At 49.9% G+C, this 407-nt stretch carries 1 pseudogene; it reads right to left on the bottom strand.

The annotated features are described in order from the left end of the window. A pseudogene (locus GSF22_RS36090) lies at positions 1-407 on the bottom strand (lysozyme); the annotation flags it as partial.

Raw genomic sequence — 407 nt, 5'->3', positions numbered from 1 at the left:
CCTGGAAACCATCCGCAACAATGACGCCGCCGTTATCAATTTCACAGGTAGTCGGGTTACCGTACTGACTCAATTCCGCAGCGGTAGCTGTACGCTCGAGACGCCATGGGTTATTGGAGTTTTCAGCGCTGGTACCCCGTGGGCAATCTTTAGACCCAACCCACCAGGCGTTCTTGTAAACATTACCATTGAAAATAACATGGTAAATTTCGCTACCTTCCTGGCCGCTCCACGCTTGCAATGAGTAATCGTTACCGCTATCCGCTGGTGTTGATGGCTCGCTGTTAGCCGGCGTATTGGATGCAGGCGTATTTGAATTTGAAGAAGATGAGCTGCCGCTCTTTTCGCAGGAAAGTGTATTGCCAAACTGACTAATTTCAGCAGCTGTTGCGGTACGCTTTAAACGC

The organism is Micromonospora echinofusca (assembly GCF_017614955.1).
GTDB lineage: Bacteria > Actinomycetota > Actinomycetes > Mycobacteriales > Micromonosporaceae > Micromonospora > Micromonospora echinofusca_A.
This window is presented reverse-complemented; position numbering and strand designations above follow the sequence as displayed.